This window comes from Aquimarina sp. 433 (assembly GCF_054054605.1).
This window is the reverse complement of the sequence record NZ_JBSWZK010000007.1, coordinates 205,631-226,621: the sequence shown is the minus strand read 5'-3', so window position 1 is coordinate 226,621 and position 20,991 is coordinate 205,631. Positions and strand designations below refer to the sequence as shown.

Here is a 20,991-nt window from a genome sequence, read left to right as displayed (position 1 = left end):
TGACTTATTTATTTTAAAATTATATCCAAATCCGATTTAATTGTATCTAATCTAGCCTCCATAGATCTAATTGCTATTTTGGATAAGTACCTTCCTAAAGGCAACACGGGTTTTATCTTTTCTTCATTTTTACGTTTAGAAATAGAATCTTCCAAATTTGTAGATGGTATTATTTCCGTTGGCTTCAACTCTACAATATGATCATCTCCTAATTTTTCCATTATTTCACGCGTATGACCATATCTTACATTCTGTAAGGTCGTTAAAGGTGCTGTTAACTGACTACTTGTTTTTGCTATTTTACGCTCTTCGCTATTAGTAATTAAGACATGCTTCATTTTTACTTTTTCAATCAACTCTGGAAAAGAATCTCTTAAGACTTTGGCAAGCACTTCTTCAATACCTTTTGATACTCTACCACCTATATTATCATAATATCCAGCATCTGCATACTGATCAGATGTTATTATATCCGTTCGGTCTTTTTTTCTTACCTCACCTACTGGAGTAACAAAAGGAAAACTTGCATTAATCCTCATAGCAGTTGAAAGATCTATAGATCCATTTGGATAACTAGATTGTACTGTATTTATAAAATCATTCATCCCCTCTAATGATCTTAGATGAGCATACGTTACTGGACTAATTATATTATAATTTCCAGTTTGCGTATGTGTTGTATTAATCAATAGTAAAGGTGGAATCTTAGGATCTGATATTTTCCTATTTTTAGAAATTACACCTTTATAAAAAGATAAAAATTCTTTGTTAAGAATTAGGTCCCCTTTTTCATCTGAAAAAAATTGCCCATGAGCTCGAATCCATTGATCTTCTAATAATTGTCCTCTATTTTTAAAATTAAATAAGCTAGTTACCTCTTTAAACAAATCTCTTCCTAATAATGACAATAATGCGGTAGAGAGATAATTATCCTTATATATCACACTTGCTTTATAATTCAAATTAGGATTCTCAATATCAGATTGAATTTTAAAATCCGCCTTACGATTTGATATACTAGCGTTACGAGCTTCAGCAAAAAACATAGCATTCCCAACACTTCCTCCAGAAGCCCCTGTTAACGAAAGTAAATTTCTATCAAAATAAGCACCTTCTGATTTCTCGTATAAATAACTATGGGTTAGAAATGACCAAAGTCCTGCTCTCGAACCTCCTCCTTCTGCTGATACCATAATAATTGGAAACTTATTATCGGTATTTAAAATATCATCCTTCCTACTTTTTAGCCAATGATAAATATACGTATCTAACGAAACCCTATCTACAGTGGTTTTCTTTATTTCTAGTTGATAATGATCCGAGTTATCTGTAAAAAACCTTGAAGAGAAAATACAGATAATAGTAATAATAGATAAAAGAGGTAATCTAATCTTTTTTCCAACTAAAATTAAAATAAAACAAATCATAAAAAGACTCAAAAGCGATAAAACCATTATCGATAAAGGATTTACTCTGGTAGCCCATTTTGGATAAAAATTGAAAATAAAGAAAGAGATTAATATCAAAAAGCCACCTACTAAGATAGTTCCATAGAATAACTTCTTTGGAAAACTTTTAAGGAATTTATAACTATTAAAAGACAAAGAAAAAAACAATAAAGTCAAGGCAGAATTAGCAAGAAATAATTTCCCCAGATCCTTTTCTGCCTGAGTATTTAGAGTCCCTAAAGAAATAATTAAAATCATTAGTCCAATAGAAATACAAAAAAATACAATTGTCGTATTTGCTATTTTATTGAGAAAATTCTTCAATAAAGTATATAACCTTGGTTCTGATAATAGTAACAATAGGAAAATTACTGATAGCAACATACTTGTTGAATCCAAAAACTTGGTATATGTATTTTCTAATCCAAATAATTCCATCGCATTAAGAATACTTAATGCAGATATCGCCAATAATAAAATCCCAAGAATCCTAGGCAATGTTTTTCTCATATGAATTCTTGTAGTATAAGAGTAACTAGCAGATTCACTCCTATCCTGAAATTTATAATGCTGATTAGGAATAAAACCTATAAGATTACGGATAGAAATATCCTTATAATTATGGTAGTAAAAGTATTTAGGAATATTCCATATAATAAATGCCGAAATTGAGAGTAAACTAAAATATAAAGGAACTTCTAGCAAAAAGGTTTCTGTTTGGTTTAAAATCAGCAACAGATCTACCGTTTGAGGAAAATGCCATAACGCAAGGTATAGAAATCCTATAAAAATAATACTAATGATATTATTTGCTGATTCTCTAATTAGGCTTTTAAACCAGATACTAAAAGCTTGGAAATATAACAAAAGTTGGTTTTTCATCTTATTCAAATGTAGAACTAAAAATTCTGAAATTTCCCCTTATCTTAAAAATTACCTTTAAATTTTAAAATCACCTCTTCACTTTCCTAAATAGCTAAAAAAGTAATAAACTAACACTCAATATGTTAATAAAAATATAAATTTTAACATTTGTTAAAACACCTGTGTTTACAGGCTAAATGAGATTTTTTATAAAAACTAGGCTTCCGAAATCAATATTTTAGTTATAAAAATTACGGTTTTCACATAAAAAGTTGTATCTTGTCGTTAAATAAGTGTTTTACAACGATAAAAATACGTCATAAGTGAGATAATTCTTACTTTTTTAATTGCAGTTTAACCCAAAAAACTGAACCTTATGAAAAGAATATTACCCCTAGTTACCCTACTTTTTGCAAGTGTGGCATTTGCAAATGTAAAAATTGACATTTCGTACAAATTAATGTCAGTTACAGAGAACACCGTTATCAACGGATTAGACGAAAACACAGAAGAAGGTGTAATCTTTATTACAGAGAGTTTACATATTGAAAATGGTGTACGAATTAAAATTAGAAATGCGTGCTTAATTATATTAGGAGACATTTCAGGAAACGGAATATTAGATGTTGATGAATCAGCAACTGTAACCTTAGAAGGAGAAAAGAAAGGAAGAATCACTTTCATAGATAGATTTCTAGCCGATTCTACTTGTCAGCAGAGTACAGGTCTAGAAACATTTAAAGATATTAAAGATGTACCTCTTGGTCTTACTTACAGTCTTTACACTTTAACAGGAAGGCTATTAGATAACGGAATAATAGATGAATACATCCATAACTATAGAGATCCAAAAACCTATTTTATTAAGGTGGAAGGATATAAACTAAGAAAAATAGTTTTTAAAGGTTAAATCAATCATAAAAAAGTAAGGTTTTATGATAGCACGGTCCTTTGGGCCGTGCTTTTTTTATTTTATCTCTATTATTTAAAATTTAGGTTTACTACACACAAAGCAATACTTTTACAAAAAAATATTTGCACATGATTTCTGTAACTGAAGCACTATCTATAGTCTCTAATGTAAGTTATACTCCCAAAAAAACTACTGTTTTATTAAAAGATGCTGATGGTCTTGTTCTCAGTGATGATGTTGTTTCTCCTATAAACATGCCTCCTTTTCGACAATCAGCAATGGATGGATATGCCTTATCATTGCATGATAACAACTCATATGAAGTAGTAGGTGAAGTACCCGCTGGCAGTAGTATTGATTACTCTTTATCTCCTGGACAAGGAGTACGGATTTTTACTGGAGCCAGAGTACCTAATGATGCTGAAACAGTAATTATGCAGGAAAAAGTACACAGATCCGAGAATCATATTTCAATCGAAGATCAGGTGCCAATTAATAGCAATATAAGACCTATCGGAGAACAAATCAAAGAAGGAGAAGTTGCTTTAAAAAAGGGAACACGATTAACTCCTGCTGGTATCGGTTATCTAGCAGGATTAGGTATCACCGAAGTACAAGTTTTTAATCCACCAAGTATCGCTATAATAACGACCGGTAATGAATTAGTCACTCCTGGACTTCCCTTACAAGAAGGTCAAATCTATGAAAGTAATTCTGTGCAATTAGAAGTAGCACTTAAACGGCTGAATGTCAAAAAAATTAAGAACTACACTGTACAGGATGATTATGATAGTACGAAAAACACCGTAAAAGAGGCGATCACAAATCATGAAATAGTTCTAATAAGTGGAGGAATTTCTGTAGGGGATTATGACTTTGTAAAAGATGTATTAGCCGAGTTAGCAATAGAAGAATTATTTTACAAGATTAAACAAAAACCTGGTAAGCCTCTATTTTTTGGTCGTAATTCAGATACTTTAGTATATGCACTACCTGGTAATCCTGCTTCTTCCCTAACCTGCTTCTACATATATGTTCTCCCTACAATTAGAAAAATAATGGGGATAGCATCTGAAGGTTTAAAAAGAACAACCAAAGCCATTACAAAGGATTTTAGTAAGAAAGGAGACAGAGCACAATTTCTAAAAGCCAAAGTCTCTGGTAAAGCTGTCGAAATTCTTGAAGGGCAGAGTTCCGCTATGCTATTAACATATGCAATAGCCAACGCGTTAGTCTATATTCCTGAAAATATGAATACAATTTCTAAAGGTGATCTAGTGGAAACAATTATTTTACCTAAATAGAATTCTTATCGTTTTTGAGATAAAAAGCTGTTATTATTCAATAGTTTGACTGAAATCCTATCTATTTTGAGAAAATCATAAAAATTTCTGAAAGTATCTTTTCTTCATTTTTTTCGTTATATCTTGCAGGAAACAACGGTGGGGATGTATCAAATAAAAAGTAGAATCTGGATAGAAGGTAAAGAAGGAGTTTTCCTTGGAGAAGGAAGAATAAAAATCTTGAAAGCTATCGCTTCTGAAGGTTCTGTTTCTAAAGCTGCTAAATCTTTAGGTATGTCTTATAAAAAGGCCTGGAACTTAGTAGATTCTATTAATAAAAATGCTTCAACTCCAGTTATCAAAACCAATACTGGCGGTAGTGGCGGTGGTGGAACGGAAATTACGGAGTATGGATTAAAAATGATCCTTGCTTTTGAAAACATTAATAAGAATTGTTGGGATTTTCTAGATGAGCAACTAAAATCATTACAGCTATGAATTTGTCCAAGGATACAGATATCACTGGAATTATATTAGCTGGTGGTAAAAGCAGGCGCATGGGAGAAGAAAAAGGCTTGAAACTTCACTTAGGAAAACCTTTCATTTCTTACATCATCAGAGCCTTAGAAACTATTACCAATAAGATATTCATCATTACGAAAAACGAGGATTATGAAGTATTTGGATATCCTTGTATTTCGGATGACTTTCCTAATTTAGGACCTGTAGGAGGCATCTATACAGGTTTAAAGAATACTTTAACTTCTCAAAATCTCATTTTGAGTTGTGATATTCCTTTTATCACTCCGTCTGTTTTACAAGAGCTGGTTTTAAAAAGTGATTCGGATTATGATGTCATTACTTATGAAAAGACACCCTTGGTGTCCTTATATAAATCCACTGTATTACCTATTTTTTTAGAAAGTATCCGGCAAAACCGTTTAAGTCTCTTTAGAACCATGGCAGCACTAAAGGTTAAAAACATACAAATAAGGAATGATATAAGACCATTTTTAGAAAATATAAATACGCAACAACAATATCAAGAAGCTATACAATGGAATTAAAAATTTTATATTTTGGAATGATAGCTGAAGCTACGAATTGTAATGAAGAAGAGATTTCTTTGCAATCGGGAAGTACTGTGGAACAACTAATTCATAAGCTAAATAACAAATACGATAAGTTGAAGGATCTATCCTTCAATATAGCTATTAATAAAGAAATTTCAGATCATTCTACACTACTTAATTCCAGTTCCGAAATCGCACTACTACCCCCTTTTGCTGGTGGCTAATTTGATAAAATTATAAGAATATTGATTAAAACCAACGGTACATTCCATTAAAAAAAGAACAAAAATACTAATGAAAAAGAGAAAAACTGTATTTGTAGAAGGACCAATTAGTCCCAGTTTTATTGCTAATTCTATAGAAAAACATCAAACAAAAACTACTATTGGTGCACACGATATTTTTCTGGGTCAGGTACGTGCTGATGAGATAGAAGGTAAAGTGGTACAAGCAATTGATTATACTGCTTATCAAGAAATGGCAGAAAACAAGTTCCACGAAATTAGAGAAGCTACCTTTGATAAATTTGATCTTACTTGTATGCATATTTACCATAGTCTGGGAAAAGTAAAAGCAGGAGAAATATGTCTTTTCGTTTTTGTTTCGGCGCCACATAGAAAAGTAACATTTCAAGCATTAGAATACTTAGTAGATACTATAAAAAAAGAAGTACCAATATTTGGAAAAGAAATTTTTGAAGATGAAACTCATACCTGGAAAGTTAATAGTTAAAAATGGTAGATATTACACATAAAAATAACACCCTAAGAATTGCAACAGCCCAAGCTATTGTAAACGTTGGTAGTACAAAAACAATAGAAGCCATTATATCCAAATCTATTCCTAAGGGAGATGTTTTTGAAATGGCTAAAACTGCTGGTTTATTTGCTGTAAAAAAAACAAGTGATATTATACCTGACTGTCATCCACTACCTATTGAATATACTGGTGTAGATTACAAAGTAAATAACCTTGAGATTGTTATTGAAATGACAGTTAAAACTATCTACAAAACTGGTGTCGAAGTTGAGGCAATGCATGGTGCGTCTGTGGTGGCTCTTACTATGTATGATATGCTTAAACCGGTAGATAAAAACGTAGAAATCAAAGAAATTAAGCTTCTTAGTAAAAAAGGAGGAAAATCTAGTTATAAGGATAATGGAGAACCTTATACTGCAGGAGTTGTAGTATGTTCGGATTCTATTTCTGCTGGTGAAAAAGAAGACAAAGCTGGTAAAGCTATTATTCAGAAACTAGAAGAATGTGGAGTGACTGTAGAAAAATATATTATCATCCCAGATGAAAAAGATGAAATACAAAAACAAGTAAAAGAATTGCACAATGCTGGTAATGACCTTATCATCTTTACTGGTGGCACGGGATTATCTCCAAGAGATGTTACACCTGAAGCTATCAGCCCGTTAATAGAAAGAAGAATTCCAGGAATCGAAGAAGCGATTAGAAACTACGGTCAAAATCGTATGCCTTACGCTATGCTTTCTAGAAGTGTTGCTGGAGTTATTGGAGAAGCGATTGTGCTAGCATTACCAGGCTCTACTAATGGAGCAAAAGAATCAATGGAAGCTATATTTCCTGCCCTTTTGCATACTTTCCGTGTATTGAAAGGCGCTAAACACTATGGAAATTAACAAAGAAGATTTGAATACAAATAATAAGAACATATTAACAGATAATTTTGGGCGTAAGCATACATACCTCAGAATTTCACTAACAGAAAAGTGTAATCTAAGATGCACTTATTGTATGCCTGCCAATGGAATTCCGCTAACACCCCAAAAACATTTAATGACCTCAGATGAGATTTATGAAATTGCAAAAGGGTTTGTTGATTTTGGTGTTACGAAAATAAGATTAACTGGTGGTGAACCCATGGTTAGAAAGGATTTTCCGCTCATATTAGAACGCCTAGCAAGTTTACCTGTAGAAATTGGAATTACCACAAATGGCGTATTAGCAGATCGTTTTATTCCTCTTTTGAAAGAAAATAATATTAAAACTATAACTATTAGTATCGATTCTTTGCAAAAGAATAAATTTGAGAAAATAACAAGACGAAATGAATTTGACAAAGTCTGGAATACCATACAGTTGTTTCATAACGAAGGCTTTGCAATAAAACTAAACGTTGTTCTTATTAAGAATTTCAATGACGATGAGATTATAGATTTCATTAATCTTACAAAAGATCAAAATATTACTGTACGCTTTATAGAGTTTATGCCGTTTGATGGGAATCAATGGAACATGGAGAAATTAGTGTCTCTTCAGGAAATTTTAGATAGAGTACATTACACCTTTCCATTACAACTCTCTAGATTAGAAGATCTTCCAAATGATACTTCCAAAAATTATAAGATCAATAATTACCAAGGTCAATTTGCTATCATTAGTTCTGTAACTAATCCTTTTTGTGATACTTGTAATCGTATTCGCCTCACGGCAGATGGGAAATTGAAAAATTGCTTGTTTTCTGGAAATGAATTCTCCTTATTACAGCCCCTAAGAGATAAAAAGCCTCTAGCTCCAATAATTCAAAATGCTTTACAACATAAATTTAAGTCTCGAGGTGGAATGGACACCTCAGAAAAACTAGAAAACCCTGCATTACACACCCAAAATAGAAGTATGATTAGTATTGGCGGTTAAGTCCCTATCAATCAATATTTTCATCCATTTACAAAAAAACCACTATATTTAACCACATATCCCATTAAGGCCCCAAACTATCCTTATCGGATGATTAACTAACATAAGATTGTCGTTAATAAACCATCTATGAATCAAAAATCGTGGTTAAAATCTGAAGCAGCTAAATATGCTCTTTACGGAGTATTGTTTGGATGCGTATTTCCGATACTTGCAACTTCTATTGATATTGTAAAATTGGGGCAAGAATTTTCTTGGGAAGCTATTATTTTTGTACAGAAAAATTACCCTATTCACTATATTATAGATACGGCTCCATTTTTTCTTGGACTATTTGCCATGTTCGGTGGTCGTAATTTAGATAAATTAAAAGAAAAAAATAAACAGATTCTACAAGCCTCTAAATTCAAACAAGATTTTTTAGCAAACATGAGTCATGAAATCAGAACTCCTATGGTCGGAGTTATTGGAATGATTGATTTGCTTTTTAAAAATACTTCATTAAATGATTTACAAAAGGAATATGTGACTACCATACACCAGTCTTCTCTAAATCTTCTGGATATATTAAATCAGATTCTTGACCTATCCAAAATGGAAGCAGGAAAGTTTACCCTTTCACCGAAAGCCATTAACTTTAAAAAATTAGTTAATCAAAATGTTGATTTGTTTTTAGCCAATAGTAAGGCTAAAGGAATCAATATAGTGTCAGAATATTCGGATGAACTACCTGAGCAAATTTATGCAGATGATAAAAGACTTACACAAGTTATCTCTAACTTAATAGGTAATGCAGTAAAATTCACCAATGAAGGAACGATTAGAGTAAAATCTTCTTTGGTAAACAAAAAGAATGATGATCTTACCATAAAGATAGAAGTTATAGATTCTGGAATTGGAATTAGTAAACGTGATCAGGTATCCCTTTTTAAAAGATTTAGTCAAGTACATAATAATGAACTACTTGTTGGAGAAGGAACTGGTTTAGGGCTTACTATCAGTAAAAAACTTGTTGACTTACTTAATGGAAAACTTGGAGTAAGTAGTGAATTAGGAAAAGGAAGTAATTTTTGGTTCACCTTTAAAACAAAAGTATCAGAAGCTATTATTCCAGATGTAGAAAAGGCTTTTGATAAGAGTAAAGATCAAAAATTTAATCTTCATATTTTATTAGTAGAGGATTCTGACACTAATATACTTGTATCCAAACAAATATTGAAATATCTCGGTTGTACTGCTGATGTTGCTAAAACGGGACGAAAAGCCTTGGAGATGTTTGAAGAAGACACCTATGATCTTATATTAATGGATATTAATCTACCCGAATTGGATGGGGTAGAAACCTGTAAATTAATAAGACAAGGATATAAAAAAGTACCACCAGTGATCGCTATTACTTCTAATGCCTTGCCAGGAGACGCCGAACGCTTTATAGCAAAAGGTTTGGATGATTATATCACAAAACCGTTTACTACAGAAATATTAAATATAAAACTCAAAAATTGGTTCGGAGATCATAGTGGATATCACTAGAATTCTTATTTTATTTTTTTAATTCTTTTTTTGAAATGAAAACCAACTGTTTCCGTCTAACCCGAAAATATCGATGTTTTCGAAAAGCTCATAAAGATCTTAAAAATATATAATTGGCTCATTTTTAACTATTATAGTCAAAATCTCATTGGTAATTTTAGTATATTGTATAATTCGCATTCTACCTCCAATACTAAAGAATGAAATTATTAACTGAATAAATTTGTTATGAATAAAAAAAATACTTTTTTAAGCAAAAAGCATCTTTTCTATTTGCTTAGTTTATTTTTAATAGTAGGACATACCCATCAGCTTCAAGCGTTTAGTTTTTTTCAAGATACAGGGATTCAAGCGGGTAATACTTATGATGAATATAAAGGAATTGTAGTAGACCAACAATCTAATGATGTTTTGGTATCAGCTACCATTTCATTAAATGGAACTAACATATCTACAATTACGAATGCTGAAGGTGAATTTTTATTAAAAGTTCCAAAGAACAGCTCGAGTACAAATATTACTGTTTCGTTTTTAGGTTATAAAGACAAAATAGTTTCTCTTTCTTCATTAAAAGGAAATAACGCTAAAATTAAGTTAACTGCTACCATAACAGAATTAACAGCAGTAAACATTGATCCTAGGGATCCTGAAGCTCTTATAAAAGCAGTTATGAAAAAACGTGGTACAAATTATCAAAATGATAACACCATTATGACCGCATTTTATAGAGAAACCATCAAAAAACGTAGAAAATATGTATCCCTTTCTGAAGCCGTAGTAGATGTCTATAAAAAACCCTATTCCTCGGATAAAAATGATGTAATTAAACTATACAAAGCAAGAAAAAGTGCAGATTACAAAAAGCTAGATACACTTACCCTTAAGCTTCAAGGAGGACCATCCAGTACTTTATTTATTGATGTAATGAAAAACCCTGATCTTCTTTTTACAGAGGATATATTAAATATATATGATTTCACTTTTGGAAATTCTACCAATATCAATGATCGCTATATTTATGTATTAGACTTTAAACAAAAGCCTTACATAAAAGATCTTTACTATTATGGAAAGCTATATATTGATTCTGAAACCTTGGCATTAACCAAAGCTGAATTTAGCTTGAATCTTGAAGACAGAGAAGAGGCCAGTAAACTTTTTGTTAGAAAAAAACCATCGAGAGCCAAAGTATACCCAACAGTTGCTACTTATAATATGAATTATAGAGAGAAAAACGGTAAATGGTACTACGGTTATGGAAAAATTGATTTAGTATTTAAGGTAAACTGGAAAAAGAGATTATTTAACTCTACCTATAAGTTAAATATAGAAATGGCTGTTACAGATTGGAAAAAGAACCCAGATAATGAAAACCTTAAATTTAAGGATCGTTTAAAATCTTCTGTTGTTATTAGTGATGAAGCCTCCGGATTTTCGGATCCAGAATTTTGGGGAGAGTACAACGTGATTGAACCAGAAAAGTCAATTGAATCTGCTATCAAAAAAATCAAAAAGCAGCTACGAAAGCTAAATTAAATTTCGCTTTAAAGTTATAATAAAAACAGGTGCTAATAAAGTACCTGTTTTTTTTATGCTGTACTATAAGTATTCACAAAACAGATTTATTATTTTTACACGATAGGAAAACAAAATGTCACATCTTTTTTAAAGAAGTGTCTTTAAACGTAGTATACACAAAATTTATCATATGAATCATATTGGGTACATGGTATCTTTTATTCTAATATCTACCTCGCTTTTTGCTCAAAAAAAAATAACATTAACCAAAGCAAAAGAGGACTTTAAAATATTCCAAAATATTCTTAAAAAAGGTCATCCAAGTTTGTATGATTATATCGATGAAGTAACATTTGATTCTTTAGTAGATAACACACAAGATTCATTCTCTGAAGAGATTACAGATATCGAATTATTTAAGAAGATGCAGTATATAACAGATCAGGTAAAAGATGGTCATTTAATGCTATTTGCACCAAATACGGTAAAAAGCACTCAGTATTATTTTCCTGTGATTATAAAAATTATTCAGTCAGATTTTTACGTAGACACAGATGATTTTGGAATTCCTATAGGTTCCAAAATAACCCATATTAATGATATCTCTACTGTTAAAATTTTAGACGATTTAAAAAAATATGCTCCTAGTGACGGTCATAATCTAACTAGAAAATATAGGGATATTGAATTAAAATTTGGCTTATTCTATATCTATGAATATGGATTACAGAAAGAGTATACCATCAAATATATAGAACCAAACGGGATTGAAAAAGTTATCACGCTTCCTGCAGAGTCTTTTGTAAATGTGAAACATAGAAATATTAACAGAAGCTCTTATTTCTCTAACTATCATGATGCTAAGGATAAAGTAGCTTTTTTCTCTAAACATATTAATAATAAAGAACCTTTTGTTTATTACAAAAAAGATTTAAAAACTGCTGTTCTCGTTGTCAATTCTTTTGGAGTAGACATTAGTGCTTTCAAATCTCGTTTAATAAAACTCTTTAAAGAGATCAATAAGAAAAAAATAAAGCATTTAATTATTGACATACGCCAGAATGATGGAGGTTTCCGACCTAATTCAGTGCATCTATTTTCTTTAGTTACCAATAAACTATTCAAACAAAGAACTAGTACGTTTGTTTCCTCTTTAGAAATACCTGAAAAATCTTATGCTACCAGAACATTTGGTGAAAAAGAATTCTTAAAAGACAAGTTTTATCATCACCCTACTTCAGATGGTTGGAAATTAGATTTTGATGATCTAGAAACTATAATGGTACCAGATAAAAATAGATTTAAAGGTAAAACCTATGTTCTTGCAAGCGGTACTACCTTTTCGGCTGGTTCTGCGTTAGCTCTTTTAGCTAAAAATGATCCCGATATACTTTTGGTTGGAGAAGAAACAGGAGGTGGTTATTATTCCCATATTGGTCAATTCCCAGTTTATTATGAACTACCTAATTCCAAAATAATGATGATAATGTCTATGGAAAAAATAAAACATTACGTTAAAGATAAAAATGTTCCTAATGGTTCTGGAGTAATACCTGATAGAGCGATATCAATTTCTGTAGATGACTTAATAAAAGGGAAAGATGCTCAGCTAGATTATATTTTGAGATTGATAAAAGGCTAGAGAACCACTATTCTTCATCAAGTAAAGAATCTAATAATTGATTATAATCGTATTGTAAATCCTCATGTAGTGTAGTTATAACCTTTCGTATACTTGCTATTTGTCTACTAAAAATACCTGAAAGAACTTTATTGTTAAAAATAGAAGGTTGAATTTGTTTTAGCTCGGTACAGAAATGAATCATTATCTCAACTTCTGTATCTTTCTTACCGGAATATCTTATATATTTCTTACTGTTCCTTAATATCTTACGTACACTTTTTTTAATGTAATAATAATTCTTAGTATTAATAAGATCGAATTCATTGGATATTTCTTTTTGTACTTCTAAAATGTAATTTCTTTCATCTGAAGCTTCATAAAGTAAATAAGTCAATAGTTCTTTGTTTTCCTTTTTAAATTTGGACAAACGTAAACATAGTGCTACTAGTTCTTGTGGAGAAGAATTCTCTAATTCTATTTTAAGTTCTCTTACAGTAGCTGCTTTCATGGGTAACAAAAAAGGTATTTGCGAACTTAGTTATAAAAATTAGATATATTTATAAATGGTGCATAGATATTTATAAAAAACAGGAATAGTATTTGATGAAAGCATACCTATGAAATCACTATAAAATCTTTAACAACAGAACATGAATAAATTTTTCTTAATAGTACTATTACTTTCTTTTGGAGTGAGCTTGAATTCTTGCGCTGACGAACCTAAAACACCTTATCAAATACCAAAAAATGCCATAGAATTAGTTTCCGGAACCTCTGGTAAAACATGGAAAATTGCTAAACGATATAATGATGGAACTCGAATGAATATGGCTGGTTGTTTTCTAACCTACAGGAATACTTATTTCCCTAATATGACCGTTAAAGATAACAACGACACTCAAAAAGACTGTGGACCTTCGTTAAAGGCAGATTGGGAGATCATTCAAAATAAAAAAGGACATTACTTTATTAAGGTAACCAGTGATCAACTTCCAGAACTCCTGAATACAGACAAAAATTATAAATTCTTTCAAATAACATATCTTTCTAAAGACAGCTTAGAGCTTAAATACAGACATGCTCAATTTTCGGGTCAGGTAAGATCTATTACAGATCTATATGTTCAGGAAGATATAGACGTTCCCAATAGAGATTTCCATAATAAATAAGAAAAAGAGATCGACTATTAAACCACCTCTAAGGTCATTTTCTCAAAATCTTCTTTTGGAGCATCACATAACGGACATTGATATGTTTCAGGAAGTTCTGAGAAATTCGTACCTGACGAAATTCCTGATACCATATCTCCGATAGATGGGTCATAAATAGTCTGACAATGCTTACATTGATAAACCTCTATTTCTGTTTTTTCTTTTTTAGCAGGACTTCCTGTATAACTTTCATTATCTCCTTCTCCTAAGTTTTGAAAATAGGTTTTGGTTAGCTCTAATAAAATCCCTGGTAGATCCATTTGATCTATATCTTGTGCGTACACAATATACTTTCTGGTATTAGGATCAAAGTTCTTAGCATATAAAACATTGTACGTAGGTCTAATCACAAAATCTTTTACAGCATCTGGAGTTTTATTTTCTTCAATAACAACTGAAGTAAAATATCTTTTTTGTTTTCTACGTATACTTATAGCAAAAGTCATCCCGTAGGTACTAATATCGTTTTGATCAAAATTCATGACCAAAAATTTCTTTAGATCTAATGCTTTCTGACTTCCTACTGGTAAATGCCAATTTAACTCTAGAGCAGAATGCCTTACATTTATACCAAATTGTCCTAAAAGCTTTTCTAATGCCAACTTACATTCTTTTGGAATTCCTTTGATAATAAATGACTTCCACGGAGTTAAACATATTTTCCCGATGCGATATTCTATACAAAATTCGCATAACGCTTTCAAAAACTTGAGATCATATTTATTGTTTCTCCAATACAATCCCAACCAATACTGATTGATCCCCATTTTATTCATCCCTTCATAATAAGGAAATGGCTTAAAACCGACACCTAAAGGCTTTTCTATGGTTCTATTATTAGTATCAATACTTTCATTTAAAAACTGGAATAACTCATCTACATTATTGACCTTTTTATAAATCTTTTCAATTTCTTCAGCTACTTTCGCTATATCCCAAGTATAGATCAATACTGGATAATAAACCTCTTCCCATCCTGGTAATTTCAAAAACAAATACCAATAATCTTCATGTATAGAAGCAATAAAGTTAAGATCTCCAGAAAACAACGAAACCATCTGTTGCTGAGGATCCGAGATATTAATTTTTAGTGTTGGTTTGTATCTAAATTGCTCTAAAATATAGAGATAGGTAGTACCTCGAAGCCAAACGGTAGAATTAAATATATCAATAGACACGTATGAGCAACTTATATTTTGCTCTACTTCTGGTGCAAAAAAATCTGGTTTAAAAGATTCTTTTTCCTCGACTAATCTTCCATTTTGATCTTTGGAAGGGAAAATAATATCCTGTCTAGATCCAAAATGAAAGGTATCTAATCCTAAATCCTCTGCATACAGGATAATTCGTTGCAATTCACTTGGTGATAAAATTCCACCTTTTATATTTACTCTATGCATAAAATCTTCCATACTAAGCTAACTGCATTACATTATTCAATACTTCTTTTACTTCTGGTTTACAACTACCACATCCTAATCCTGCTCCTGTTTTCGTACATAGTTCAGAGAAGTCCTCACATCCTCCTTTTATTGCCTCTTCTAAATTACCTTCTCCAACCTGACTACAAGAACAGATCAATTTACCTAGTACAGGTTCATCTGGTTGCGAAGATCGAAGTAACTCTTCTCTTTTTTCGGAGAGTTCGATTTTTTCTTCGATGAGCCTTTTAAAATCAGCAAACTCACTTTTATCTCCCATCAAAATAGCTCCTACTAACCAGTCATTTTTAACAATACATTTTTTATAAAACCTTTTACCAACATCCATAAATATCACTTCTTCATACGATGGATCATCTTTTGGCATATCTATATTACCAATACTACACAAGTCTAAATCTTCGAACTTCAAAATATTCATAAACACGGATCCTCTGTAAATTGCGCTAAAATCTCCTAACAGGTATTTAGCTACAATATCTGCTTGCTGCTCCGCAGCCGCGGTAATTCCGAACAAATTCCCTTCGAATTCCGCAATCTCACCAACCGCAAAAATATTAGGATCATTTGATTGCAAATATTGATTTACTAATATTCCGCGTCTGCAATCTATACCAACAGCTTTGGCTAAATCTATATTCGGAATAGTACCTATAGAGTATACTACTGCATTACAACTAAATGATTTACCAGATTTCAGATTTACCAATAAGGCTCCAGAATCCTGATTGAAGACTGTATCCACTTCGTTATCAAAATGAATTTGAATACCTTTTTCTCTTACATCTTCAGCTAGCAAACGACTGGCTATTATATCTAACTGCCGTTCCATTAATCTACTACCTCTCTGTATAATTGTAATTTTGACATCCTTTTTTCTTAGGGCTGCAGCTAATTCAAGTCCTAATAAGCCTCCTCCTACAATAGTAACGTGTTGCTCATTTTCTGGCAATCCACTATCATCAAGATATTTTTTTAATTTGTCTGCATCTCCTCTATCCCTCATAGTAAACCTTCCTGGCAAGTGAATTGGGACTTCTTTAGGTACAAATGCTCTACTTCCTGTAGCCATCAAAACGATATCATAATTGTGTTTATCACCTTTACTATCAATTAAGTATTTCTCTTCTCTATTAATTTCGGTAATTGGATTACTTGTAGACAAGGTTACATTGAGAGATTCCATGCTCCCTTCTCTCATTTTTTGTAATTGCTCCCATGTCAACTCTTCACTTACATATTCTGGAAGTAACACACGATTATAGAAAGGATACGGTTCCTTGGAAAAAACTATGATATCGTCTTCTTTATTATGCTCTCTATATGTTTGAATAAAACGATATGCTGCAGTACCAGCTCCGATAATGCAAATTTTCTGCTTTTCCTTTACAAATTTAGACACCTGTACTGCGGAAAATTTAAAATCCGGCTCCTTTGAGATGGGATCTATAATACTGGTAGTCAAATTATTTGCTCTACCAAAATCATTCCCTAATACTTTCCCCCAATGCATAGGAAGAAATACAACTCCTTTTCCAATCGTATCACTTACTTTTACTTTTACCTGAACCTTACCACGTTTGCTCTCAACCACTGCTATATCACCATCCTTTATATTCCGAAGAAAAGCATCTACCTGATTGATCTCTAAAAAAGGATGAGGAATATGCGTTAAGAGTCTATTTACTTTTCCTGTTTTAGTCCTCGTATGCCATTGATCACGAACTCTTCCTGTTGTTAATATTAAAGGATGTCTTTCCGTTAACAATTCTGAAGTCGGTTTTGTAAATCTTGGTACAACAAATTTTGCATTTCCTGTATCGGTATAAAACTTTTTATTTTCAAAAAGACGTGCAGTTCCCGAGTGATTACTTTCTGGTACTGGCCATTGAAAACTACCTTCATTTTTTAATCTTTCATAGCTCAACCCAGTAATATCAATATTAGTACCCTTAGTCAACTGACAGTGTTCTTTATACACTTCTTCTGCAGAAGTATAATCAAACCCTCTATATCCCATTCGTTGAGCAAACTTCCAAAGAATTTCGGCATCAGGCAATGCTTCACCAGGAGGATCTACAACTTTGTTTAAATATGTAATACGCCGTTCACTATTAGTCATGGTACCTTCTTTCTCTGCCCAACCTGCTGCTGGTAGAATGAGATCAGCATATTCTAAGGTTTCGGAGCGATATGATATATCTTGGACTACGACGAATTTTGCATTTTTTAGTGCTTTTTCTACTTTGTTCACATTAGGAAGACTTACCAATGGGTTTGTACAGATTACCCATACTGCTTTCAATTTGCCGCTTTCTAAAGCATCAAACATTTCTGTAGCTGTTAATCCAGGTTTTCCAGAAATTTCTTTTCCTCCCCAAAAATTAGCAACTTCTGTTCTATGTTCTTGATTAGCTAAATCCTTATGTGCTGCAAGTAAATTAGCCATACCTCCTACTTCTCTACCACCCATTGCATTAGGTTGACCAGTTAGTGAAAATGGCCCTGATCCTGGTTTGCCGATATGCCCCGTAAGTAATGACAGATTTAATAATGCGTTATTCTTATTAACACCAATTGAACTTTGATTTAATCCCATAGCCCATAGCGTAATAAATCCCTTGGCATTACTAATATAAGAAGCAGCTTTTTTAATATCGGCAACCGTTACTCCGCATATTTTTGCAGCCTCCGTTAAAGAAGTTGACTGCAAAGATTCTTTTAATTGATCAAAATTATCTGTGTGATTCGCTATAAAACTTTTGTCTATCTTTCTACGATCGATTAATCTTTTAGCTATAGCATTATATAAGACAACATCGGTACCAGGGATAATTTGCAGGTGTAAATCAGCGATATCACAAGACTGTGTTTTTCTCGGATCTACTACCATAATTTTAGTATTAGGATTCTTCTCTTTATGAGCTTCAATTCTTCTAAATAAAATTGGATGACACCAAGCTGGATTAGCTCCAGCTATCATAAAACAATCTGCCAGTTCTATATCTTCATAGGCAATAGGTACACTATCTTCTCCAAGTGCTTGTTTATATCCAACTACCGCAGAGCTCATGCATAACCTCGAATTCGTATCAATATTATTGGTTCCTATAAACCCTTTGGTCAGTTTATTTACCAAATAATACTCTTCAGTAAGACATTGTCCAGAAACATAAAAGCCTACACTATCGGGCCCGTATTTATCTATAATGGTATTAAAAACCGCCACCGCTCTGTCTAAAGCTTTATCCCATGATACTCGCTGAAGTTCATGCCCTTTACTCCATCGCATCTGAGGATATAAGATTCTGTCGCTTTTATCCTGAACTACATGATGTAGATTCATCCCTTTAGAGCATAACATACCTCTATTTACCGGATGATCCGGATCTCCTTCTACATTAATTACACCCTTCGCATCTTTCTTTGCTATTATTCCACAACCAACACCACAATACGAACAAGTAGTTTTATACGATTTAAAAGCCATAAAGAGTTTTCGTTAAAATTATATAGAAACACAAAATTAAGTATTATTACTTAAATTAAAATCAGAATTGACATCTATATATAGGAATACACTTGTTAATTATGGAATCCATAAAAGATGACTGATAAAAAATGATATTTAAAAAAAAGTGGTTCATTGATTCAGCAATTTTCAACACAAAACTTTGTTTTCATAACATTTAAAGGTTGTTAAAGCATAAAAAAACAAAAATCACCTAAGAAAAAATATTGTATTTCTGAAATCATAAATTATCGATTTTACAAAAAAAACACTGAATATTACGATTATAACAAAACTACAGTTTATACGTATTAACACTTATTTTTACACAAGTCTCATTTTGTAAAACACAAATTAGATAATTCTTAATAAAATAAGTTAAAATATTAATAATTAATTACTTTTAAACTAATTACAAACAAAATAAATACCTAAATATATAATTTACTGAATTATACTCATTTGCATTTATTCCTTAGTTCAAATATATTTGAAAAATAATTAAGTATTAATACTTAATAACATCGTCTAAAATTTCACTTAAAAAATGTAATCATGGAAAAAAGCACAATTGAATTGGTACAAACCTCGTTTAGTAAAGTCGCTCCAATAGCAGAGACAGCTGCAGAAATTTTTTACAATAAATTATTCGAACTAGATCCTGAACTAAAGAAGATATTCCCAGCGAATGACGCAGAAGCGATGAAAGGCCAAGGAAACAAACTCATGACCATGCTATCTTCAGCTGTAGCAGGATTAACTAATTTAGACAGACTTATACCTATTTTACAAGATTTAGGAAAAAGACACGTAGACTACAAAGTAGAATCTTCTCATTACGATACTGTAGGAGCAGCACTACTTAGCACACTATCTGTTGGCCTTGGAGATGACTTTACTCCAGAAGTAGAAGCAGCTTGGGCAGAAACATATGGAGTTATGGCATCAGTTATGAAAACTGCAGCATACGGAGAAGTAGCGTAGCCTTACAATAGAAATTACCAACATTAAAACACAACACAATGAATCATCTAAAAACAAAGGGATTTTTTTTCTCAATGTTAAGCTCTATCATATTTTTAACGCAATCATGCGGTGGAGTTCCTGAAGAGACTTCTTTAGAAAACGGACCTTCAGATAAAGTATTTGCAGTCGCAGATATCCTTACCTTGGTTGCCGAAGAAAACGATATTACCAGAACACTATACACTAAAGGAATTGTAGGTGCAGGCAAAAAGCAAGGTTTAAAATTTGACGAGGATTGGCAAGACGATGAAGTTGAAGCTGGACCTCTTCCTGCATTATTCTTACGAGGAATCTCTTCAGACATCAGAAAAAGTGATGTTCCTCTAGGGTTATATCTAGGCTCTGATTTTCCGATCAACGCATCTAATAAGTTTCAGGGAAAACAAGCAGAACTTTTCAAAAAAATTAAAGCAAATCAAAAACCACAACATTTTTACGAAGAAGATCAAAAACTTTACACCTCTATGTTTGCCGATCTTGCGGTAGCAGCACCATGCGTAAACTGTCATAACGATCATAAAAGTACTACAAAAACGGATTGGAAATTAGGCGATGTCATGGGAGCAACGACTTGGCAATACCCTTCAGATTCTCTGTCTTACAAGGAAGCAATAGGAGTTATTAACGCCTACAGAAATGGAACAAAAGCTATTTACAATGCTTACCTAGAAGAAATAGCAGCCTTTAAAGTTGACAGTACAAAACCTCAAATTGGGAACCAATGGCCTTCTAAAGGTTTTTACCTTCCTACAGCAGAAGTTTTCATCGATAGTGTAAGAAAATTAGCTTCTTATCATAGTCTTGAAAAACTATTATTAGCCGATACAGACAAAAATAAAACAACCGAAGGTTTAGCTGCCAATTAAAAAATATCGTAA

18 protein-coding genes are annotated in these 20,991 nt (G+C 32.1%); 14 read left to right on the top strand and 4 right to left on the bottom strand.

Features of this window, described 5'->3' with window-relative positions:
• Nucleotides 1-8: 8 nt before the first annotated feature.
• On the bottom strand, nt 9-2,330 hold the full coding sequence (locus ACWNT5_RS15700) for a hypothetical protein (protein ID WP_456517862.1): 2,322 nt from the start codon (nt 2,328-2,330) through the stop codon (nt 9-11).
• A 358-nt stretch (nt 2,331-2,688) separates the two neighbouring features.
• On the opposite strand from ACWNT5_RS15700, the gene ACWNT5_RS15695 reads away from it, so the two are divergent.
• The 11 genes from ACWNT5_RS15695 (at nt 2,689) to ACWNT5_RS15645 (ending at nt 12,941) form a co-directional block, all read left to right on the top strand.
• Nucleotides 2,689-3,222 carry a hypothetical protein gene (locus ACWNT5_RS15695; RefSeq protein WP_299607108.1) on the top strand — a complete coding sequence of 178 codons (534 nt, stop codon included), beginning with the start codon at nt 2,689-2,691 and terminating at the stop codon, nt 3,220-3,222.
• A gap of 131 nt (nt 3,223-3,353) precedes the next feature.
• Nucleotides 3,354-4,529 (top strand): molybdopterin molybdotransferase MoeA, encoded by a 1,176-nt coding sequence (locus ACWNT5_RS15690; RefSeq protein ID WP_456517861.1) that lies wholly within the window; start codon nt 3,354-3,356, stop codon nt 4,527-4,529.
• Nucleotides 4,530-4,673: 144 nt separating this feature from the next.
• On the top strand, nt 4,674-5,006 hold the full coding sequence (locus tag ACWNT5_RS15685) for a winged helix-turn-helix domain-containing protein (protein ID WP_299607104.1): 333 nt from the start codon (nt 4,674-4,676) through the stop codon (nt 5,004-5,006).
• On the top strand, nt 5,003-5,575 hold the full coding sequence (mobA, locus tag ACWNT5_RS15680) for a molybdenum cofactor guanylyltransferase (protein ID WP_299607102.1): 573 nt from the start codon (nt 5,003-5,005) through the stop codon (nt 5,573-5,575). Before ACWNT5_RS15685 ends, mobA begins: the two co-directional genes overlap by 4 nt.
• Nucleotides 5,566-5,805 carry a MoaD/ThiS family protein gene (locus ACWNT5_RS15675; RefSeq protein ID WP_299607096.1) on the top strand — a complete coding sequence of 80 codons (240 nt, stop codon included), beginning with the start codon at nt 5,566-5,568 and terminating at the stop codon, nt 5,803-5,805. The genes mobA and ACWNT5_RS15675 overlap by 10 nt, the downstream gene beginning before the upstream one ends.
• Nucleotides 5,806-5,875: 70 nt before the next feature.
• A complete protein-coding gene (locus tag ACWNT5_RS15670) occupies nt 5,876-6,313 on the top strand; it encodes a molybdenum cofactor biosynthesis protein MoaE (RefSeq protein WP_299607095.1) in 438 nt (145 codons plus the stop codon).
• 2 nt (nt 6,314-6,315) lie between these two features.
• Nucleotides 6,316-7,230 (top strand): bifunctional molybdenum cofactor biosynthesis protein MoaC/MoaB, encoded by a 915-nt coding sequence (gene moaCB / locus ACWNT5_RS15665; RefSeq protein WP_299607093.1) that lies wholly within the window; start codon nt 6,316-6,318, stop codon nt 7,228-7,230.
• Nucleotides 7,220-8,248 (top strand): GTP 3',8-cyclase MoaA, encoded by a 1,029-nt coding sequence (moaA, locus tag ACWNT5_RS15660; RefSeq protein WP_299607091.1) that lies wholly within the window; start codon nt 7,220-7,222, stop codon nt 8,246-8,248. Before moaCB ends, moaA begins: the two co-directional genes overlap by 11 nt.
• A 129-nt stretch (nt 8,249-8,377) precedes the next feature.
• Nucleotides 8,378-9,781 carry an ATP-binding protein gene (locus tag ACWNT5_RS15655; protein ID WP_299607090.1) on the top strand — a complete coding sequence of 468 codons (1,404 nt, stop codon included), beginning with the start codon at nt 8,378-8,380 and terminating at the stop codon, nt 9,779-9,781.
• Nucleotides 9,782-10,009: 228 nt separating this feature from the next.
• Entirely contained in the window at nt 10,010-11,317 is a 1,308-nt protein-coding gene (locus ACWNT5_RS15650; RefSeq protein ID WP_299607088.1) for a carboxypeptidase-like regulatory domain-containing protein, read from the top strand.
• 172 nt (nt 11,318-11,489) lie between these two features.
• Entirely contained in the window at nt 11,490-12,941 is a 1,452-nt protein-coding gene (locus ACWNT5_RS15645; protein WP_299607086.1) for a S41 family peptidase, read from the top strand.
• 7 nt (nt 12,942-12,948) lie between these two features.
• On the opposite strand, the gene ACWNT5_RS15640 is transcribed toward ACWNT5_RS15645, so the two are convergent.
• Nucleotides 12,949-13,431, bottom strand: a complete 483-nt coding sequence (locus ACWNT5_RS15640) for a hypothetical protein (protein ID WP_299607084.1) — start codon at nt 13,429-13,431, stop codon at nt 12,949-12,951.
• A gap of 142 nt (nt 13,432-13,573) precedes the next feature.
• On the opposite strand from ACWNT5_RS15640, the gene ACWNT5_RS15635 reads away from it, so the two are divergent.
• Nucleotides 13,574-14,092: a lipocalin family protein gene (locus ACWNT5_RS15635; RefSeq protein WP_299607082.1), complete on the top strand. Its 519-nt coding sequence runs from the start codon at nt 13,574-13,576 to the stop codon at nt 14,090-14,092.
• 17 nt (nt 14,093-14,109) lie between these two features.
• Here ACWNT5_RS15635 and ACWNT5_RS15630 read toward each other — a convergent pair whose 3' ends face one another.
• Together ACWNT5_RS15630 and ACWNT5_RS15625 are read right to left on the bottom strand one after the other, a co-directional pair.
• The gene (locus tag ACWNT5_RS15630; protein WP_299607081.1) at nt 14,110-15,546 is read right to left on the bottom strand and encodes a rubredoxin; all 1,437 of its coding nucleotides are present in this window, start codon (nt 15,544-15,546) and stop codon (nt 14,110-14,112) included.
• A gap of 1 nt (nt 15,547) precedes the next feature.
• On the bottom strand, nt 15,548-19,066 hold the full coding sequence (locus ACWNT5_RS15625) for a molybdopterin-dependent oxidoreductase (RefSeq protein ID WP_456517860.1): 3,519 nt from the start codon (nt 19,064-19,066) through the stop codon (nt 15,548-15,550).
• Nucleotides 19,067-19,642: 576 nt separating this feature from the next.
• On the opposite strand from ACWNT5_RS15625, the gene ACWNT5_RS15620 reads away from it, so the two are divergent.
• Together ACWNT5_RS15620 and ACWNT5_RS15615 are read left to right on the top strand one after the other, a co-directional pair.
• Nucleotides 19,643-20,071 carry a globin family protein gene (locus tag ACWNT5_RS15620; protein ID WP_299607079.1) on the top strand — a complete coding sequence of 143 codons (429 nt, stop codon included), beginning with the start codon at nt 19,643-19,645 and terminating at the stop codon, nt 20,069-20,071.
• 38 nt (nt 20,072-20,109) lie between these two features.
• The gene (locus ACWNT5_RS15615) at nt 20,110-20,979 is read left to right on the top strand and encodes a c-type heme family protein (RefSeq protein WP_456517859.1); all 870 of its coding nucleotides are present in this window, start codon (nt 20,110-20,112) and stop codon (nt 20,977-20,979) included.
• Nucleotides 20,980-20,991: the final 12 nt, after the last annotated feature.